Here is an 18,722-nt window from a genome sequence, read left to right on the forward strand (position 1 = left end):
AGATATGCAACAATGGGCCAGATTTGCAATTCTTGGAGCCATGTTTGTTACCGCATATTTGCTTATTTTGGCTTGGCAAAAAGACTATGGTCATGCTGCACCAGCACCGCAACAACAAGCGGCGGTGGTCACTGCACATGATGTATCTGCAGATTTGCCAAATGCTCAAAATGCAACAGCGGCTTCAGACTTGCCACAAGCAAATGTGACTGCATCACAAACCACAGAAACACCATCTGTGAGTCAGCAACTGATTTCAGTACAAACGGATCTTTATCATCTTTGGATCAATCCGAAAGGTGGTGATATCGTTCGTATTGAATTGTTAAGCCATGATGAAAGCAAAGACAGCGATAAGCCGTTTGTCATGCTGGAAAGTGATGCGAAACGGACTTACGTCGCTCAATCTGGTTTAATCGGTTTAAATGGACCGGATAGTAGCCGTAGCGGACGTCCAATGTATGATGTTGAAAAAACAGCATATACCTTGGCGGATGCAAAGAGCGTTGCATCAAAAGATGGTAAAACCCATCAAGTGTTGACTGTGCCATTGGTATTTAAAACACCTGAAGGTGTGGAAGTGATCAAATCGTTCACCTTCACCCAAGGTGATTATCCAATTACAGTGAAACATCAGGTTGTTAACCGTAGCCAGCAAAACTGGCAAGGCCAGATGTTTGGTCAGTTAAAGCGTGACAATTCTGATGATCCGGGTAAATCTTCTCAAGGTATCTTTACCCTTGGTACTTATCTGGGTGGCGCATGGGGTACACCAGACGCGCATTATAACAAGTTGAAATTCAGCAACTTTAATGATGAAAAATTGAATGTTGAAGCCAAAGGCGGCTGGGTTGCCATGGTTCAGCATTATTTCGTCAGTGCCTGGATTCCGGGTAATCTGAAACTTACCCAAGCAGATGGCCAGCCTTATGTAGCTAAACTGGAATCGCGCCAGTCTGCTGATCATATGAATATCATGGGCTTCACTTCTCCAGTGATCAATGTACCGGCGGGTACCTCAATGGAAGTGGATGCACAACTTTATTCTGGTCCAAAAATTCAGTCTGAACTCAAAGATTTAGCTGCAGGCTTAAACCAGACTGTAGATTACGGCTGGTTATGGCCAATTGCCAAACTCTTGTTCTTGGGCTTACAGTTTTTCCATAACATTATTGGTAACTGGGGTTGGTCAATTATCTTATTGACGATCTTAGTGAAATTGATTTTATGGCCACTTTCTTCAAAAAGTTATCGTTCAATGGCGAAAATGCGTGTGATTGCACCAGAAATGCAACGCATGAAAGAAGAGTTTGGTGAAGACCGTATGCGTTTCTCTCAAGAAATGATGGCCTTATACAAGCGTGAACAAGTTAACCCATTGTCTGGTTGCTTGCCGTTATTGTTACAAATGCCGATTTTCTTGGCCTTGTACTGGGTATTGATGGAATCGGTTGAACTTCGTCATGCGCCATGGTTAGGCTGGATTCAAGACTTATCAGCAATGGATCCATGGTTTATCTTGCCGTTGATCATGGGTGTGACCATGTTCGTACAGCAAATGTTGAATCCACAACCGACTGATCCTATGCAGGCAAAAGTGTTCCGTATTATGCCAATCATGTTTACGGTATTCATGTTGTTCTTCCCTGCTGGTTTGGTGCTTTACTGGATCGTCAACAACAGTATTACCATTTTGCAACAATGGTTTATTAACAAAGGTGTCGAAAAAGACCGTCTCAACAAGGTTGAATCGAGTTCTTAAGTTCGAACTTTTACTGAATAAATCCGCTTAAGATGGTAATCTTAAGCGGATTTTTCTTTGTCTGTATTGAGGGTTCCTGTTTCATAACCCTCGTATTTTTTAGGTGAATTTAACATGCAACATCAAACCACAATTGCTGCGATTGCTACCCCATTAGGTCGTGGTGGTGTGGGCGTGATTCGACTTTCTGGCCCTAAAGCTTATGTCATTGCTGAACAGTTGACCCAGAAAAGTCTTCCTGCTGCCCGCATGGCAGGCTTCCGTCAGTTCTGTGATGCAGATGGTTCAGTGATGGATGAAGGCATTGTACTGTGTTTTCCAAATCCACATTCGTTTACCGGTGAGGATGTGGTGGAATTACAGGGGCATGGTGGTCCAGTTATTCAGAATGCGTTATTAGCCCGTTTACTGGATCTGGGTGCGACGGCTGCCAAGGCGGGTGAGTTTTCCATGCGTGCCTTTGAAAATGGCAAGATGGATCTGGTGCAAGCCGAAGCGATCGCCGATTTGATTGATGCCACCTCACAGGCCGCCGCACGTTCAGCGGTTCGTTCCTTACAGGGCGCCTTTTCAACCAAAATTAATACTGTTTTAGAAAAGCTGATTCACTTGCGTTTGCATGTGGAAGCGGCCATTGATTTTCCAGAAGAAGAAATTGATTTCCTTGCCGATGGCAAGATTTTAGCTTTGCTGGATGATGTACAGGATTCGGTCAAGGCAGTACAGCAATCTGCACGCCAAGGACAGCTATTACGTGAAGGTTTGCAGGTGGTGATCGCCGGTAAGCCGAATGCGGGCAAATCGAGCTTGTTAAACGCGCTGGCGGGCCATGAACGGGCTATTGTGACCGATATTGCCGGAACGACCCGCGATGTATTGCATGAAAAGATCAGTTTGAATGGTTTGCCAATTACCTTAACCGATACTGCCGGTTTGCGTGAAACGGGCGATATCGTCGAGCAGGAAGGGATTCGTCGTGCGATTAAAGAAATTGAACAGGCCGATTTATTATTGTTGGTCTACGATTTAAACCAGGGCGATGAACCGTTACAGCTGGCGCGCGAATATTTTGCCGATCATCTTGAGCCGAAACGTTTACTGTTGATCGGTAATAAATGCGATTTAACCGGTCAGGAGGCGACTTTAAGTGATTATCAGGGCTTCCGACATATCAGCGTGTCTGCCAAACAGGATATGGGTGTTCAGGCGCTCATAGAAGCGATTACAGCGCATGCAGGCTTCCAGCCTGAGGAAGACACCTTTATTGCCAGAACACGTCATTTAGACGCAATGAAGCGCACTCAGCGCTATCTTGCCGAGGCACGTGAGCAACTTGTTGTGTTTAACGCAGGTGAACTGGTGGCTGAATCATTGCGTCTGGCACAAAATGCATTGGGTGAAATCACCGGTGATTTTAGTGCTGACGATCTTCTAGGGAAGATTTTTAGTTCGTTTTGTATTGGTAAGTAAGTAAAATCAAATACTTATGGCTTGAATTGTGTTGCAATCCAAGCCATTTTTTATTCCTTTACTTCAGCGGTCTGTTCTTCCTCAGCTTTTTGTTCTTGCACGACGTTTAAGGCGGTCATCATGGCAACAGGTGCGCCTTCCTGACGTGTGGCTTTGAGTTTGATCTGTAAACGTAATTCATTGACTGAATCGGCGTTACGCAAGGCTTCATCATAGCTAATCGCGCCTTCGTTATAGAGATCGAATAAAGCCTGATCGAAGGTTTGCATTCCTAGCTCACGAGATTTGCTCATAATCTCTTTCAGTGCATGAAACTGGCCTTTTAAAATATTATCTGCAATCAAGGGCGTATTCAGCAGAATTTCAATCGCTGCCCGACGACCTTTGCCATCCTGCGTGCGCACCAGACGTTGAGAAATAATAGCTTTCATATTAGATGAAAGATCCATCAGTAACTGGTTCCGTCGTTCTTCCGGAAAGAAGTTAATAATCCGGTCTAGCGCCTGATTGGCATTGTTGGCGTGTAAAGTACCTAGGCAAAGATGCCCTGTTTCGGCAAAGGCAATCGCATGTTCCATGGTTTCCGTATCACGGATTTCCCCAATCAGGATCACATCGGGTGCCTGACGTAAGGTGTTTTTCAGGGCATGCTGCCATGAATGACAATCAACGCCGACTTCACGATGGGTAATCATGGATTTTTTGTGTTTATGCACGTATTCAACCGGATCTTCAACGGTAATGATATGCCCCGCAGAGTTTTCATTGCGGTGGTCAATCATGGCGGCCAACGAGGTTGATTTGCCAGAGCCGGTACCGCCCACCACCAAGACCAGACCACGTTTTTCCATAATCACCTGTTTAAGCGATTCAGGCAGCTTTAGCTTCTGAAAGGTTGGAATTTCCGAGGTAATGGTACGTATCACCATGCCGATCTGTAGCTGCTGTTTAAACACGTTGACACGAAAACGTGAAACATGGGGAACATTGATGGCAAAATTACATTCCCATTCTTTTTCAAACTCTTGGCGCTGTTTTTCATTCATTAAACTATAAGCGAAGAGTTTGGTTTTATCGGCCGTTAGTTCCTGCTGACCTAGTGGACGCATCAATCCCTGTAATTTAATGCTGGGCGGAAAATCTGCGGTGATAAATAAATCTGAACCCCCATATTCCACTACTTTGGTCAGCATATGAAACATAAATGTTTTGGCTTCTTCGAGTAATTCTGCGCTATACATCAATCTACCTAGATCTGAATAATAAGATGATTTGTTGCCATTCGATTTGAAAATTGCAATGAAAAGAATGGTCTATATGATTTTTAAATATGAGTTGAAACTATCCAGCCTCAAAAAGACCCCAAATTTTTGCTGAATCATTTCCACAGCTCATCGTTTCCTGAGGAATTATTTCAAACATGGCTCGATTGATCTAGCAGGTTTTTAATTTAATGCTACCATTTCAATGTGATGTGAAAAAAAATGTCAATTTTTTACTAAAAATGCAGCACGCAAGCCATGTAAATCTAGTTTTTCTCTCATCAGGCATGTTCCACGTGAAACATCACAATCGTCGGTTGAATTTTGGTTGTTACTGCGTAAGCTGAGCTGTTTGGCTGTCCGATAATCATTACAATAGCGGCTGATTTTTGTATAGAGTGTCACTCATGTTAAAAAAAATTGGGATTTTCTCATTATTAAGTTGTGTTTCTGCACTGGGCTTTGCCAATGTCGAGACCTTAAAAAGTAATTTGAGTAAACAATATCCCAATATTCAGGTGACCAACATTCAACCGACTGCAATGAACGGTTTATACAGCGCCAGTCTGGATAATCAGATCATCTATCTGGATGAAAGGGCCCAACATATGTTTATCGGGTCAATGGTGCGTTTAAAAGACCAGAAAAATTTGACCAAGGATCTCGTGATCCAGCAAAACACGGTGGACTGGAAACAGCTGCCTTTCAAAGATGCGATTAAAACTGTCAAAGGCAATGGTAAGCGTGAGTTGGCGGTTTTCTCCGATCCGAACTGTCCATATTGCAAGAAACTGGAAGCCGAGCTGGACAAGCTGAATGATGTGACCATCTATACCTTTATCTATCCCTTAAAAGCACAATCGGTTGCTGTGTCTCAATCTGTATGGTGTGATGCTAACCCGGCCTATGCATGGAAAAACCTGTTGCAGAAGAATGTACAGCCGCAACAAAAAACCTGTGCGAATCCGTTAGAGCGTAATTTGCAGCTCGGTCGAAAATTAGCCGTAGATGGCACCCCGACCCTGATTTTTAGCAATGGATTTAAAATGGTCGGTGCACGAAGTGCTGCAGACATTCAGACGATCTGGAAAGAACTCGGCCTATAAATAAAAATGCCCAATCCATTGCGATGAATGGATTGGGCATTTTAATTGAATACGTTTTAGCTTTTTTTGGTGACCAGATTGTAGATAAACAAAATAATGATCGCACCAATCACAGAGGCAATGAAACCAGCCGCAGAATTTTCACCATATAAGCCGAGTAAGCGACCCCCATAGGTTGCCAAGAGTGAACCCGCAATACCCAGTAAAGTCGTTACGATGAAGCCTGCTTTGTCTTCACCAGGATGTAAAGCACGTGCGATTAAACCAGCAAAAAAACCAACGACGATTGCCACAATTAGAGACCACATTGTCTTTCTCCTTGTTTTAAAAGTGATATTTCTTTCTATCCTGCTTGATTCGAGCTGACTTTGTCTGTAGTGGATTACTGAGTTATGTCGTATTTTTGTGCAAGCTTTGGGAGGGTTTGATTAAAGTATCAATAAAAAAGCTGCTTTTCGCACTCGAGCCAAGATAAAGCACATGTATACTTTATCCGAGCGCAAGATAAACATGGATCTATGCTATTCACCTGTTTTGAATGGTGAACAGCAAGATTTGATTAGATCCCGATTTCACCAATAAATGGTAAGTGACGATATTTTTGATCAAAGTCGAGGCCATAGCCGACAATAAAGCGGTCTTCGACTTCAAAGCCCAGGAATTTTACATCTAAAGGAATTTCACGGCGTGACGGCTTGCTGACTAAAGTACATAATTCAATTGAATTTGGATTACGGGTTTTCAGCATTTCAACCACTTTGCTGAGGGTATTACCTGAGTCGATAATATCTTCGACCACAAGTACATCTTTACCGTGAATTTCGCCATCAAGATCTTTTAAAATTTTGACATCACGAGAGGAAACGGTTCCACCACCATAACTAGACACGGTCATAAAATCGAGTTCATGTGGTTTGTCGATGGCACGGCATAAATCTGCCATAAAAATGACTGAACCACGTAATAAGCCGATCAGTACCAGTTCTTTATCACTTTGAGCATAGTGTGCATTGATTTTGTCGCCAAGTTCTTTCACTTTGGCTTGAATCTCTTCACTTGAAATCATAATGCGCATTGCAATGGTCATCGGTAGATTCCTAAAACTTAAAAACGGGAAAATAAAAAAGGTGTTGACCTGCAACACCTCGAAATCTTGAGCTAATCTGGTAATTTTAAAACAAAATCACTTTTCATGCACCTTTTGATGACGAAGAAAGTGTTTCATTTTGAGCAGAAGCGCTGTCACGTTTCAGCAGAACAGCACATCCAATCGCGATACATAGCCACCCAAGTCTTTGTTTGTTTAAAAATTTAGTTTTGGCTATAGGCTTTTTGTCCATAGATATAGGTTGCCTCAATATTACGGTCATCGCCCATGGTGAATAAGGCAAATAAGCTATCTTCAACCGATTTTGAACGTGACTGACGCAATTGTTGTAATGCGGTTGGCTGAGTATTCAAGACCACAAAATCAGCTTCTTTACCGATGTTAAAGTTACCGAGTTTCTCATCCAGATCCAGTGCTTTCGCACCACCGAGTGTCGCGTGATACAGTGATTCAAAAGCAGAAAGTTTATCGCCTTGTAACTGTTGAACTTTGTACGCTTCATTCACGGTTTGCAACAGGCTAAATGAAGTCCCTGCCCCAACATCCGTGCCTAGGCCCACTTTTACTTGCTGTTCCCAGGTCTTTTGCAACGGGAATAATCCACTACCCAAGAACAGGTTTGAAGTCGGACAGAAGGCAATCGCAGAGTCGGTTTCATGCATGCATTTCCATTCTGCATCTTCCAGATGGACACAATGCGCAAATACAGAACGTTGACCAGTTAAGCCATAATGATGATAAACATCCAGATAACCGTCCTGCTCAGGGTATAGGTCTTTTACCCATGCGATTTCATCTTTGTTTTCACTTAAATGGGTATGTACATAAACATCAGGATATTGCGCTTTGAGCTGCCCTGCTTTTTCCAGTTGTTCGGGAGTAGACGTTGGCGCAAAACGTGGGGTAATTGCGTATAAAGCACGCCCCTGTCCATGCCACTTCTCAATCAGGGCTTTAGAATCATCATAGGCGCTCTCTGCGGTATCACACAGCGCTTCTGGTGCATGACGATCCATCATCACCTTACCGGCGATTAAACGCATCTGGTGCTGTGCTGCGGCTTCAAATAAAGCGTCTACAGATTCAGGATGTACCGTACAGAACACCAATGCGGTGGTGGTCCCGTTTTTAAGCAATTCATTGACAAAAAACTTGGCTATGTCTTGGGCATAAGCTTTGTCTTTAAACTGAATTTCAGTCGGGAACGTATAGGTATTGAGCCAGCTTAATAATTGTTCGCCGTAAGCACCGACCATTTCCGTTTGTGGGAAATGGATATGTGTATCAATCATGCCCGGGATGATCAATTGTTCTGGATAATGCTGGATTTCAACATTTGCAGGAAGATCGGCTTGAGCGTCGTTCCACGTGCCAAACCAGCGAATTTTACCTTGTTCAGTGATCATTACGCCGTCTTCAATATAACGGACTTGATCGGCAATTTCAGTGGCTTGAGAAACGGTCTTTTGAATATCTAAGAAGCGACCACGAATTACCGTGGTTGGAGTAGCCAAAGTCATAACAACCTACAATTTTACTTTTTTCGGTTGATTGTACCTGATTTTGCCAAATTTACTGGATTATTCGGCTAATTAACGTGCTTAAAAGGTATATAAATGTGACTTATATACCGCACGTTCTTATTTTAGAGGGTGGGTTTATGGCATAGGTGAAGTGTAAAAAAATAAGAGATTGGAACAGTGATTAAACAGGACAATCAATGACTCCCCTTGCCTGCATGATTGATTTATTTTCTTCATAAAAAAGGCCTTCAATGGAAGACCTTTTTTTCAGGTTCGGCTTATGATTGTGCTTGTCGCTTATTGTGTCGTAACGACAGATAAGCGGTGATACTTAATACCAGAACAATAAAGCCTAACGAGATCCAGATTGGCATGTGGAATACATCGAGCAATAACATTTTTGCACCAATGAACAGTAAGATGATGCCCAAACCATACGGCAAGTAATGCATTTTCGACGCCGCACCTGCCAGTAAGAAGAACATCGCACGTAAACCCAGAATCGCCATTAAGTTTGCGGTTAAAACAATGAACGGGTCACTGGTCACGGCGAAAATTGCAGGAATGGAATCCACCGCAAAGATCACGTCAGAGGCTTCAACCAAAATCAAAACTAAAAATAAAGGGGTTGCCCATAACACACCATTCTGGCGAACGAAGAAATTGTTGCCTTCAAGCTGTGGTGTGATACGCATATGTTTGCGTAACCATTTCAGTAACTTGATATCTTCAATATTGGTATCTTCTTCATCCTGACCTTTCAGGAATTTAAAGCCGGTGTAGACCAGAAAGGCACCGAAGATATACAGCACCCAAGAGAATTCTTGCACAAACCACGCACCAATAAAGATAAAAATGGTTCTAAGCACGATTGCGCCGAGTACGCCGTAAAGCAGGATTTTACGTTGATATGCAGGTGGAATCGCAAAAGCCGCGAAAATCATCAGCCAGACAAAGACATTATCAATTGCCAGCGATTTTTCCAGTAGATAACCTGCGAAGTATTCCATGGTTTTCTGGTTTGCAATGGTTGCACCTACGGTTTGTTGTAGATAAAACCATAATCCGCCACCAAAAATCACTGCAACACTGACCCAGGCAATACTCCAGTAGGCTGCCTGTCTGATCGGCACGTCCTGATTTTGTTTTTGCTTAAAGCCTAAAAAGTCGACCAGTAGCATCACGGTAACAAGACCGAAGAATGCGACATAGAGCCATAAATTACCGATAGTTTCCATCACAACTCCCTATCTGGCAAATGGACATAAAAAAACCTCGACCAGTTGCCAGATGAATTAATACATCTGTTTCAACATGATCAAGGTCTTGCCTACATCACGATGGATTGTGATGCTCAGAGTCCGACTTTTTGCAAAGTGTAATGACGAAGCTCTGACACCCAAGGCATTCAGCGCTTAGGTCTGGAGGAGGCTACTCCCCTTGTCAACTTATTCTGTATGGATATTCATATCCAAATATGCGTATAGAATTACATACTTTTAAACAATGTGCAAATATTCATCAGCAAGGTTGAACTAAAAAATTTTCAGGATTTCCATGCGTAAAAATTGATGGCGTGGGTTATGTTTCACGTTTTCATGCCAATACATACCCATATTGATTTGAGGCAGCTCGATTGGTAAAGGATGGATCTGTAAGGCTTTGGAATAATGCAAATGCTTGAGGATGCTTTGCGGAATGGTCAGAATCGCGTCGGGATAATGATTCAGTATCTGTAACGCCGTTGCATAGTGCTGGCAGCGAAGGAAAATCTGGCGGGATAATTGCTGCCGATTAAGATAAATATCCTCGAGCAGAATCCCGGTACGCCGTGAAGACACACCAATATGCGGTGAAGACAAATATAGCGATAAATCCATATTGGGCTGCTGGGTACACACCACAAAATGGTCTTCAATCAGATTTTCAAACTGTAAACTGGCCTGATACGGTTGCACCAGATCAATGACAAAATCAATCTGTTGGGCAGAAAGATCCGCCAGCATGTTTTTACGATCCAGTTTGGAGCTCAGGAACTGGATGTCCAGATTCAGTTGCGCAAAATGATGTACCAGCTGCGGAAAAATAATTGGCTCAATTTCGTCATGAATGGCGATCTTTAAACTGTGCAACATGTCAGGCACAAAGTCCTGTTGCGGTACGGCAATACTCTGAATCGTCAATAACGCGGTTTGAATGGGCTGATAAATTTGCTCGGCATACGGAGTAGGCAGCATTTTTTGACCGCTGCGCACGAATAACTCATCACCAAGCTGGCTACGCAAGCGTTGCAAGGCATGACTCACCGCAGACTGGCTGATACACAGCAATTGTGCCGCTTTAGAAATGCTCTTCTGTTCAAAAATCGCAATAAAAAGCGGATATAAATTAATATCGATACGATGAAAGTGCCCGACTTCCAGTAGGTTACCATTATGAATCTGATTCATAGTTTTGAATAAAATAAAATCATTTCATTCATAATAAATTTTCGCTTATGGTGATGTAAAGCAGCGAATCAGCTTTCGCCAAATTTTAGATTGAGGGAGAACAGGATGTTTGCATTATCAGCGCGTGCGCAGGATTTTATTGCACGTACGCAAGCGTTTATCCAGCAGGAAATTGAACCCGTTGAACAAGCATTCTGGGATGAGGTACATCGCCTCAATGTCGATGGTGACTGGACCCAATGGCAATGGCCTGAACAATTACAACAATTGAAAGACAAAGCCAAAGCGGCAGGCTTATGGAACATGTTCTTACCTGATGCCGAGCTTGGTGCAGGCTTATCGGTTCAGGAATATGCACACATTGCTGAACTGACGGGACGTAGCCTGCTTGCGCCGACGGTATTTAACTGTAATGCGCCCGATAGCGGCAATATGGAAGTATTGTGGCGCTATGGTAGCGATGCGCAAAAACAGCAATGGCTACAACCGCTGCTCAAGGGTGAAATCCGTTCCGTATTTTGTATGACTGAACCCGCTGTGGCGTCCAGTGATGCCACCAATATGCAGGCCACTGCGGTGGTAGAGGGCGATGAGATCGTCTTGAATGGACGCAAATGGTGGTCATCCGGTTTAGGCGATCCCAATGCCAAAATCATTATTTTTATGGCCTATACGCCCGATCCAAGTAAAGACCGCCATCACCAGCATTCTATGGTACTGGTACCGGTCAATACCGCAGGTGTGACCATTGAGCGTATGCTGCCCGTGTTTGGCGATTACGATGCACCCCATGGGCACGGACAGGTCAGCTTCGATAATGTGCGCGTGCCTGTTAGCAACTTCATTGGTGGTGCAGGACAAGGCTTTGAAATTGCGCAAGGCCGTTTAGGCCCTGGACGTATTCATCATTGTATGCGCTGTGTTGGCGCGGCAGAGAAAGCACTTGAACTGATGATTGACCGTGGCATGTCGCGCAAGGCTTTTGGCAAAGAACTGCTCAAGCTGGGTGGCAATCTGGAACGTGTTGCAGATGCACGTGTGCAAATCGATCAGGCGCGTTTATTGACCTTATACGCTGCCTATAAGATGGATACGCAAGGCAATATGGCGGCATTAACTGAAATTTCAGCCATTAAAGTGGTCGCGCCAACCGTCTTGCAAAATGTGGTAGATATGGCGATTCAGATCCACGGTGGCGAAGGTGTTTCCCGTGATACACCGTTAACGGCTTTCTTTACTCAGGCGCGAAGTTTACGTTTGGCCGATGGACCTGACGAAGTCCATAAAGGCATGATTGCCAAATTAGAACTCAAAAAACGTGGCTATGGTCGTGGATAAGGATAAAAGCAAATGACAGTAATTGATATGGGCGGTCAGGTTCGTCATGGTGAGGAACTGGATATTGCAGCGGTTGAAACATGGTTAAAAAATCAGGGTGTGAATGTGCAAGGACAGGCAAAAGTCACCCAATATTCAGGTGGCGCATCTAACTGGACTTACCGCTTAGAGTATGACAATGCTGATCTGATCCTACGCCGTCCACCGAAAGGCACCAAGGCTAAATCAGCGCATGATATGGCCCGTGAATACAATGTGCAGCAGTATCTGGCACCCTTCTATCCTGTGCTGCCTGAAATGATCGCGCTGTGTCAGGATGAGAGCGTGATTGGCTGTGATTTCTATGTGATGAAGCGGATTGAAGGCATTATTCCACGTGCCAATTTACCCAAAGAATTACAGCTGGATGAACAGCAAGTCCAGCAACTGTGCCTGAATGTGCTGGATAAATTGATTGAACTACATCAAGTGCCTTATCAAGGTACAGAACTGGAAAAACTGGGCAAAGGTGAAGGCTATTGCCGCCGTCAGGTTGAAGGTTGGGATGCGCGCTATAGCAAGGCCCTGACACCGAATGTACCTGATTTCGCTTTCGTGCGGGACTGGTTGCAACAACATATTCCGGCCGATTCCAAAACCTGTGTGATTCATAATGACTGGCGTTTTGATAATGTCATTTTAGATCCGCAGCAACCGACTCAGGTGATTGGGGTACTGGACTGGGAAATGGCAACCTTAGGTGATCCGTTAATGGATTTGGGCAGTGCCCTCGCCTATTGGATTCAGGAAGATGACGATGCCTTGATGAAATCCAGTCGCCGTCAGCCGACCAATCTGAAAGGCATGCTGACACGTCAGCAAGTGGTGGATTACTATCTGGAAAAAACAGGGTTGAAGCCTGATAACTGGGCATTTTATGAAGTATTTGGTTTATTCCGCCTAGCCGTGATCGCGCAGCAGATCTATTACCGTTATTACCATCAGCAAACGGATAATCCAGCTTTTAAAGACTTCTGGATCCTGATTCATGCCCTGCATATTCGTGCGCTAAAATTGATTGCACAGGACAATACACAAGCCCAGCAATTAATTCCTGAATATGGCGCAAAACTGAAGGAAATTTTAAAAGGATGAGCACAATTTATCTGGTGCGACATGGGCAGGCCTCTTTTGGAGCAGCTAGCTATGACCTGCTCTCTGCAAAAGGTGAGCAACAGGCACAAGCGGCGGGTGAGTTTCTCAATAAAACTTTGAAATCTTCGCCTTTGGTGGTAGCTGGGTCAATGCAGCGTCACCAACAAACGGCGCAACTCGCTTTAGCGCGAGGTTTTGCAGAAGTACCGATTCACACTGAATCCAGCTGGAATGAGTTTGATCATCAACATGTGTTTTCTCGGTACGAACCCCGCTTTAATCAGCCTGAATTACTCAAACAGGATGTCGCGCAAGTTGCGAACCCACGTGCCTATCTGGCGAAAATCTTTGATGGGGCGATTGAACGCTGGATTGGAGAGCAATATGACCATGAATATCATGAGACCTGGTTAGGTTTCCAAAGCCGTGTAGAGAGCGCGTTGCATGGCCTATGTCAGCAGCTTGATGCCACACAGCAGCGTCAGGCGGTGGTGTTCAGCTCTGGTGGTGTCATTTCAGTGGTGGTGGGTCAGGTGCTGGGCTTGGATGCGAAACAGATCTTTGCACTGAACTGGTCGATTGCCAATGCCAGTATTACGACGCTGCGTTGGGTGGATGGACGCTTGCAATTACTGAGTTTTAATGAACATCATTATTTAAAAGCACACGATGCAGAACTTCTTACATGGATTTAAACAAGAATAGGTGGCAGAAATGGCAAAGACAATTTTAATTACAGGTGCAAGTTCGGGTTTAGGCGCAGGTATGGCGCGTGAATTTGCTGCCAAAGGCTACAATCTGGCGCTTTGCGCACGACGTTTAGAGCGTCTGGAAACGTTACAACAGGAGTTGCAAAGCCAGTTTTCCGTTCAGGTCAAGATCAAGACGCTGGATGTGACCCATTACGATGATGTGTTTACGGTGTTTAAAGCTTTTCAGCAAGAATTCGGCAGGATTGACCGCATTATTGTCAATGCAGGTGTGGGTGATGGTCGCCGTATTGGTAAAGGGCATTTTGAGGTGAATCGTGCTACTGCTGAAACCAATTTTATTTCTGCTCTGGCGCAATGCGAAGCGGCAGTTGAAATTTTTAGAGCGCAAAACCAAGGCCATTTGGTGGTGATTTCCTCCATGAGTGCCATGCGTGGTTTACCGAAACATTTATCGACCTATGCAGCCAGTAAAGCGGCGGTGGCACATTTGGCCGAGGGCATCCGTGCGGAATTGCTGGGTACACCTATTAAAGTATCGACGATTTTCCCAGGTTATATTCGCACTGAATTGAATGAGGGTGCCAAGAAACTGCCGTTTGAAGTGGATGAGAAGACAGGAAGCAAGGCTTTGGTGAAAGCCATTGAGAAGGAACCTGTGAAGGCGTATGTGCCACAGTGGCCATGGTTGCCAATGGGCATAGCAATGAAGATTTTGCCGTTAAAACTGGTGAATAAACTGAGTTGATGGCAATTTAAAATGCATGGACACAGATGTTTATTCGACAGGGATGTTGCTTGTCAAGATCTGAATGAACATAATTTTGAAGAAATACGATACGCGGAAACGTCATCTGCAACCTGCGTGGTTTAAATGAGAGGCTGTTTCTGCGATATATGTTGATAAATGCAAGAAGAGGACAGGTTTTGCAGATGACAATGGTTTTGCCTACTTTTCCCGAAAGAAAAGTAGGGCGAGCCGCAGGCTGATCCAGAAATTAGATAAGAACTTGCAAGACTCCGTTAAGACAATAGTTTTTCAGAAAGTGCTGACTTTGATTATGACAAAGCCGTAATCAACTTTTGGTGTAAACCACCAAAACCGCCATTCGACATGATCACCACAGCATCGCCCTCACCTGCTTCATTCACCACACGGGCAATGATCTCATCCAATGAACGGCTGACTTCTGCCTTGTTTGCTGATGCCGCAATCACAGGTTGCAAATCCCAATCCAGACCTTCAGGTTGATACCAGATCACTTCATCCGCTAAACGTGCTGAATGTGCCAAACCATCTTTATGGCTGCCCATACGCATGGTATTTGAACGTGGTTCAATGATCGCCCATAGCTTACGTTCACCTAGACGTTTACGTGCGCCGTCGAGTGTGGTTTCAATCGCAGTTGGGTGGTGGGCAAAGTCATCATAGACTTCGATGCCACGCACCGTACCTAACAGCTCCATACGGCGTTTTACCCCACCGAAGTTGGATAAGGCTTCACATGCCTGTTCAAGGCGAACACCCACATGTTGTGCAGCAGCAATGGTCGCTAAGGCATTGGCAACGCTATGTTGCCCGGTCATGTTCCATTTCACTTCACCGACCACGTTGCCCTGTTCAAGCACTTTAAAGTGACTACCATCCGCACTGATCAATTCGGCAGATAACGCGGCTTGTGCATTTGGCTCTAGACTGGTACGAATCACTGGTGTCCAGCAACCCTGCTCTAAGACTTCATCAATGTTGGTTTCAGTAATGGGCGCAATAATACGACCTTCACTCGGAATGGTACGGACTAAATGATGGAACTGTTTTTGAATCGCAGCAAGATCATCGAAAATGTCGGCGTGATCAAATTCAAGATTGTTTAAAATCGCGGTTTTAGGATGATAGTGAACAAACTTAGAACGCTTGTCGAAGAATGCAGAATCATATTCATCCGCTTCAACACAGAAATATTGACCACCCCCTAAACGTGCACTTTCACTAAAACCAAGCGGTACGCCGCCGATCAAGAAACCTGGATTTAAACCCGCCTGATCCAGTACCCAAGCCAGCATCGTCGTGGTAGTGGTTTTACCATGTGTACCTGCGACACCGAGTACGTGTTTGCCTTGCAGCACATGGTCTGCCAGAAATTGTGGGCCAGAAATATAAGGAAGGCCTTCATTCAGCATATATTCAATCGCATCAATGCCGCGTTTCATGGCATTACCGACGATCACAAGATCAGGATGCGGCTGTAAATGGCTACGGTCATAGCCCTGCATCAGTTCAATACCCGCATTTTCGAGTTGAGTTGACATAGGTGGATAAACATTGGCATCTGAACCTGTGACTTTATGTCCTAAATCTCGTGCTAATAGAGCCAAAGACCCCATAAATGTGCCACAAATACCCAAAATATGCAGATGCATAACGCGCCTTCTCCACTGCTCTTCATACAGCACTGATATCGTATGTATGATTGTCGTTATCAATAAAAATCAAACGCAACGATAGCAAGGCTTGCATGGAAAAGATAGTCAAAATTCGTTGTTGTTGTTTAGTTCTAATTCTGCAGATGAATGCTAAAATTTCAGGGTTTTTACAAGCATATCTTCTCTGCGATTCACCCTTGATCTGGATACAAGCACATTATGTTGAGCCCTACCCTTTTAGCGTTATGTTTGTTGATTATTTCCAACTGTTTTATGACGTTGGCATGGTATGGGCATCTGAAAATCCTGCATGATGCGCCGATCTGGCAAGCGATCCTGTTTAGCTGGTGTATTGCCCTGCTGGAATACAGTTTTATGATTCCTGCCACCAAGTTGCTCAACCAGCATGGCTGGAGTCTGGGGGAAATGAAGATTACCCAGGAAGTGGTGACCTTAATGGTGTTTGTGCCCTTTATGATTTTTGTCTTTAAACAGCCGTTTAAGCTGGACTATATCTGGGCAATGCTGTGTTTAATGGGGTGCGTCTATTTTGTATTTCGAAACCAGAGCTAATTTTCGTGAAGCAGTTCACGCGTTCTTTTGTTGGGGATGCTTGAAAAAACCGCTATAATATTTGCCAATTTATTCCTTCGTGCTTGGCGTAAGTCGAGATACTTCTCTATTTTTATCATGTTTTGGAAAAGCCAATGAATGCGGTCGCAACAGATAGCCAACCTTTAGTCGGAATTATCATGGGTTCTCAATCAGATTGGGCAACACTTGAACATACCGCTAACATGCTCAAACAGTTGGGTGTTCCTTTTGAAGCTGAAGTGGTTTCTGCGCACCGTACCCCGGATCGTTTGTTTGAATATGCTGAAACAGCTCGTGATCGTGGTATTCAGGTGATTATTGCAGGCGCTGGTGGTGCGGCACATTTACCGGGGATGTGTGCGGCTAAAACTGATTTACCTGTACTGGGCGTACCGGTTAAATCATCGATTTTAAATGGTGTAGATTCATTGCTTTCAATCGTGCAAATGCCAGCAGGTATTGCGGTCGGTACTTTGGCGATTGGTCAGGCTGGTGCGACTAATGCAGCGATTATGGCAGCACAGATTTTAGGCTTAACCCGTCCAGACATTGCTAAAAATGTAGCGGATTTCCGTACTGCACAAACAGAAAAAGTATCGAGCAATAACATTCCTGGTCAAGTATAACGGAGCTGGTCATGCATAAAACCATCGGTATTTTTGGTGGCGGACAGCTTGGACGTATGATGGCGCAAGCGGCATTGCCACTGAATATTCAATGCACCTTCTTTGAGGCAGAAACGGATTGCCCTGCTGCAATTTTAGGTCCGGTATTTTCTAGCCAAAATCCGCAAGGCTTGCAAGATTTCATTGCCAGTGCGGATGTATTTAGTCTTGAATTTGAAAATACGCCTGTTGCGGATGTAGATGTTTTAACACAAAGCAAAACCCTGCACCCGCCTCGCCTTGCGTTAGCGACTGCACAAAACCGCTTGGCGGAGAAAAGTTTGTTTGATGAGTTAAACATTCCTGTTGCGCCGTATCGTGCTGTGAATAGCTTAGAGAGCTTAAAACAGGCGGTTGCTGATCTTGGCTTACCGATAGTCTTAAAAACCGTGACAGGTGGCTATGATGGTAAAGGCCAGTTCGTATTACGTACTGAAGATCAGATCGACACGGCTTGGGCTGAACTTGGCCCTGCAAAAAGCCTGATCGCTGAAAGCTTTGTTAAATTCAGCCGTGAAGTCTCGATTATTGCGGTGCGTGGACAAAACGGCGATGTGAAAACCTGGGCACTGGCAGAAAACCATCATCATAATGGCATCTTGTCCCATTCGATTGTACCTGCGCCAAATAGCGGCGATTTACAGCCCGTGGCACAAGATTATATCACCCGTTTGTTAAACCACTTGAATTATGTCGGCGTGCTTACACTTGAATTGTTTGTAACCGAGCAAGGTCTCTATGCCAATGAAATGGCATGTCGTGTACATAATTCAGGTCACTGGTCGATTGAAGGTGCGATTTGCTCGCAATTTGAGAACCATATTCGTGCGGTTGCCGGTTTACCTTTGGGCTCAACTGAAGTGATTCGTCCAACGGTGATGATCAATATTATTGGCCAGCATCCAAAATCTGAAGATGTTTTGGCGCTGAACGGTGCACATTTACATCTCTATAATAAGTCTGAGCGTACAGGTCGTAAGCTGGGACATATTACCTTGATGCCGAATAATTCAGATGATTTAACTGCTTTATGCCGTCAATTGGCGCAAATTTTACCTGTACCATTGGCATTAACTGCAGATATGACCCTCTAAACTTATCCACAATAGCTCAAAAAAGCGATCTTCGGATCGCTTTTTTCATTCTGCGCTGTTTTTAAATTTAAAATAATAAAGT

17 protein-coding genes are annotated in these 18,722 nt (G+C 44.3%); 10 read left to right on the forward strand and 7 right to left on the reverse strand.

Annotated elements, in window-relative coordinates; translation table 11 throughout:
* Window positions 1-4: 4 nt before the first annotated feature.
* Together yidC and mnmE are read left to right on the forward strand one after the other, a co-directional pair.
* A complete protein-coding gene (gene yidC / locus ACNQO6_RS17685; RefSeq protein ID WP_440209810.1) occupies window positions 5-1,762 on the forward strand; it encodes a membrane protein insertase YidC in 1,758 nt (585 codons plus the stop codon).
* A 114-nt stretch (window positions 1,763-1,876) separates the two neighbouring features.
* Window positions 1,877-3,232, forward strand: coding sequence for a tRNA uridine-5-carboxymethylaminomethyl(34) synthesis GTPase MnmE (gene mnmE / locus ACNQO6_RS17690; RefSeq protein ID WP_440209811.1), 1,356 nt, complete (start codon window positions 1,877-1,879; stop codon window positions 3,230-3,232).
* Window positions 3,233-3,282: 50 nt separating this feature from the next.
* Here mnmE and ACNQO6_RS17695 read toward each other — a convergent pair whose 3' ends face one another.
* The gene (locus tag ACNQO6_RS17695; protein WP_343581409.1) at window positions 3,283-4,473 is read right to left on the reverse strand and encodes a PilT/PilU family type 4a pilus ATPase; all 1,191 of its coding nucleotides are present in this window, start codon (window positions 4,471-4,473) and stop codon (window positions 3,283-3,285) included.
* A gap of 428 nt (window positions 4,474-4,901) precedes the next feature.
* On the opposite strand from ACNQO6_RS17695, the gene ACNQO6_RS17700 reads away from it, so the two are divergent.
* Complete coding sequence (locus ACNQO6_RS17700; RefSeq protein ID WP_440209812.1) at window positions 4,902-5,600, forward strand: DsbC family protein; 699 nt, start codon at window positions 4,902-4,904, stop codon at window positions 5,598-5,600.
* Window positions 5,601-5,656: 56 nt separating this feature from the next.
* On the opposite strand, the gene ACNQO6_RS17705 is transcribed toward ACNQO6_RS17700, so the two are convergent.
* The 5 genes from ACNQO6_RS17705 to ACNQO6_RS17725 all read right to left on the reverse strand — a co-directional run bounded on the left by ACNQO6_RS17705 (window position 5,657) and on the right by ACNQO6_RS17725 (window position 10,681).
* Window positions 5,657-5,908: a GlsB/YeaQ/YmgE family stress response membrane protein gene (locus ACNQO6_RS17705; protein ID WP_004660536.1), complete on the reverse strand. Its 252-nt coding sequence runs from the start codon at window positions 5,906-5,908 to the stop codon at window positions 5,657-5,659.
* A 251-nt stretch (window positions 5,909-6,159) separates the two neighbouring features.
* A complete protein-coding gene (gene hpt / locus ACNQO6_RS17710; protein ID WP_004776485.1) occupies window positions 6,160-6,687 on the reverse strand; it encodes a hypoxanthine phosphoribosyltransferase in 528 nt (175 codons plus the stop codon).
* A 224-nt stretch (window positions 6,688-6,911) separates the two neighbouring features.
* The gene (guaD, locus tag ACNQO6_RS17715; RefSeq protein ID WP_440209813.1) at window positions 6,912-8,228 is read right to left on the reverse strand and encodes a guanine deaminase; all 1,317 of its coding nucleotides are present in this window, start codon (window positions 8,226-8,228) and stop codon (window positions 6,912-6,914) included.
* A gap of 281 nt (window positions 8,229-8,509) precedes the next feature.
* Window positions 8,510-9,469: a TerC family protein gene (locus ACNQO6_RS17720; protein ID WP_440209814.1), complete on the reverse strand. Its 960-nt coding sequence runs from the start codon at window positions 9,467-9,469 to the stop codon at window positions 8,510-8,512.
* Between the two features lie 297 nt (window positions 9,470-9,766).
* Complete coding sequence (locus ACNQO6_RS17725) at window positions 9,767-10,681, reverse strand: LysR family transcriptional regulator (protein WP_440209815.1); 915 nt, start codon at window positions 10,679-10,681, stop codon at window positions 9,767-9,769.
* Window positions 10,682-10,786: 105 nt separating this feature from the next.
* On the opposite strand from ACNQO6_RS17725, the gene ACNQO6_RS17730 reads away from it, so the two are divergent.
* Genes ACNQO6_RS17730 through ACNQO6_RS17745 form a run of 4 tightly spaced genes read left to right on the forward strand, consistent with a single transcriptional unit; the run spans window position 10,787 to window position 14,611 of the window.
* Window positions 10,787-12,019 (forward strand): acyl-CoA dehydrogenase family protein, encoded by a 1,233-nt coding sequence (locus ACNQO6_RS17730; RefSeq protein ID WP_440209816.1) that lies wholly within the window; start codon window positions 10,787-10,789, stop codon window positions 12,017-12,019.
* A gap of 12 nt (window positions 12,020-12,031) precedes the next feature.
* Window positions 12,032-13,153 (forward strand): phosphotransferase family protein, encoded by a 1,122-nt coding sequence (locus ACNQO6_RS17735; protein WP_440209817.1) that lies wholly within the window; start codon window positions 12,032-12,034, stop codon window positions 13,151-13,153.
* Window positions 13,150-13,848, forward strand: a complete 699-nt coding sequence (locus tag ACNQO6_RS17740; protein WP_440209818.1) for a histidine phosphatase family protein — start codon at window positions 13,150-13,152, stop codon at window positions 13,846-13,848. Before ACNQO6_RS17735 ends, ACNQO6_RS17740 begins: the two co-directional genes overlap by 4 nt.
* 19 nt (window positions 13,849-13,867) lie before the next feature.
* The gene (locus ACNQO6_RS17745) at window positions 13,868-14,611 is read left to right on the forward strand and encodes an SDR family oxidoreductase (RefSeq protein ID WP_440209819.1); all 744 of its coding nucleotides are present in this window, start codon (window positions 13,868-13,870) and stop codon (window positions 14,609-14,611) included.
* A 311-nt stretch (window positions 14,612-14,922) separates the two neighbouring features.
* Here ACNQO6_RS17745 and mpl read toward each other — a convergent pair whose 3' ends face one another.
* On the reverse strand, window positions 14,923-16,284 hold the full coding sequence (gene mpl / locus ACNQO6_RS17750; RefSeq protein WP_032876581.1) for a UDP-N-acetylmuramate:L-alanyl-gamma-D-glutamyl-meso-diaminopimelate ligase: 1,362 nt from the start codon (window positions 16,282-16,284) through the stop codon (window positions 14,923-14,925).
* Between the two features lie 222 nt (window positions 16,285-16,506).
* Here mpl and ACNQO6_RS17755 point away from each other — a divergent pair, with 222 nt between their 5' ends.
* The 3 genes from ACNQO6_RS17755 (at window position 16,507) to ACNQO6_RS17765 (ending at window position 18,640) form a co-directional block, all read left to right on the forward strand.
* On the forward strand, window positions 16,507-16,860 hold the full coding sequence (locus tag ACNQO6_RS17755) for a DMT family protein (protein ID WP_005186310.1): 354 nt from the start codon (window positions 16,507-16,509) through the stop codon (window positions 16,858-16,860).
* 134 nt (window positions 16,861-16,994) lie between these two features.
* The gene (gene purE / locus ACNQO6_RS17760; protein ID WP_004776464.1) at window positions 16,995-17,507 is read left to right on the forward strand and encodes a 5-(carboxyamino)imidazole ribonucleotide mutase; all 513 of its coding nucleotides are present in this window, start codon (window positions 16,995-16,997) and stop codon (window positions 17,505-17,507) included.
* 11 nt (window positions 17,508-17,518) lie between these two features.
* Window positions 17,519-18,640 carry a 5-(carboxyamino)imidazole ribonucleotide synthase gene (locus ACNQO6_RS17765; protein WP_440209820.1) on the forward strand — a complete coding sequence of 374 codons (1,122 nt, stop codon included), beginning with the start codon at window positions 17,519-17,521 and terminating at the stop codon, window positions 18,638-18,640.
* Window positions 18,641-18,722: the final 82 nt, after the last annotated feature.

This window comes from Acinetobacter calcoaceticus (assembly GCF_051947995.1).
Classification (GTDB): domain Bacteria; phylum Pseudomonadota; class Gammaproteobacteria; order Pseudomonadales; family Moraxellaceae; genus Acinetobacter.